Below are 1,320 nucleotides of genomic sequence, written 5' to 3'. Positions count from 1 at the left end.
GGTTCATCCGGCATTCGTGTGGGTCACAGCAGCAGGATATAGGTTCAAACCGCCACAATGAAAGAACACGGCAGTCTTAAAATGCTCAGGATTTCGGAAGCCGCAGGCCCTTTTCTGAACAGTCGAGATCTTGGAGTTCAAGCCCTCGGCAACGGCATTGGTGATGCGGTGCGTAAAGTACGTCATTACGTTCGGCAGATGCCTGAAGATCAGCTTGGCGGCATCTATCATCGGCTTGAGGCGGCTATGTGTGGCCCAGAAGTACCAGCGTTTCCAGAACTTCATCGCCCAGACTTCCGTCTGGTAATCCCAAAGTGCCCGCAGCGATTCTTTGATCGCCCAGGCCCGAGCTGTTTTCAGCTCTGCTGCTTTCAAGTCCGCGAAATGCGATCTCGCCTGATGCGTCATGTTGTGCGGGTTGGTCAGCCACAGGTACTTACTCCGGCTAAGTCGTTCATCACCGGCCCTGAGCAGCATTTTGTGCTCCTGTTTGCGTACCTTGTCGACCCCGTCCAGGACATGGCGCATGATGTGAAACCGGTCAAATACCATCTTGCTGTCTGCATCGGGCACATGGCGTCGACAGGCGCCGATATAGGCCGGCCACATGTCCAGACTGATAGCCTCGATCGCTTCGCGCTGCTCCTCAGTCAAGGCTTCAAAATAACCGGCCAGGCTCTCTTCAGATCGACCTTCGCCGATGTATTCAACTGTCGACGCCTCCAGATCGCAGACCAGCGTCATGTAGCGATGCCGCTTGGCAATCGCCTTCTCGTCGACACCAATCTGACTCGGGGCGTCACTCCCTTTGGCTGCTCGACCTCGCTTCACCGCCCGTTCCATCAGGTGCCAGGCCTCGTCCCAACTGATGCGCAAGATATCCGCTGCCCTGGAGACATTGGCCGCCAACAGTACGTCAATGGCAAGCGCCTCGAACAGGTGGGTAAACCGGCTTCCCGTCTGCGCCCACGGCAGCTCGACCTGGTGCACCCCGTGATCCGGGCAAGACACCCTTGGCGGCCTTGCATGCAAAAAGGTCAAGAACTGCATGCTGTCCAGGTGTCTCCACGTCCGCTCGGGCTGATGGTCGTAGACCCCAAGTTCACGCCCACATGTGGGACACGCAAACCGCTGGCGCGCTGGATGCGTGACGTAGATATCGACCCGTTGTTCGGCCATATTCAAATCAACCCGTTCAACATCCCAAGGCGCCGTCAGACCCAGCATCTGCCGGTACATTTCTTCGCTGTGCATGGCAAATCCTCCCATCAGGATATGCCTCTCAGCTTAGTATGGACCCACAGAAATGTCTGAAGGACC

General features: G+C 56.7%; 1 protein-coding gene. It reads right to left on the bottom strand.

The window, feature by feature from the left end; all coding sequences use genetic code 11:
• Positions 1–3: 3 nt before the first annotated feature.
• A complete protein-coding gene (locus DWB85_RS19300; RefSeq protein WP_117957705.1) occupies positions 4–1,254 on the bottom strand; it encodes an ISL3 family transposase in 1,251 nt (416 codons plus the stop codon).
• Positions 1,255–1,320: the final 66 nt, after the last annotated feature.

Source organism: Seongchinamella sediminis (assembly GCF_003457605.1).
In the GTDB taxonomy this organism is placed as follows: domain Bacteria; phylum Pseudomonadota; class Gammaproteobacteria; order Pseudomonadales; family Halieaceae; genus Halioglobus; species Halioglobus sediminis.
The sequence above is the reverse complement of the archived record's forward strand: the minus strand, read 5'-3'. Positions and strand labels throughout refer to the sequence as shown.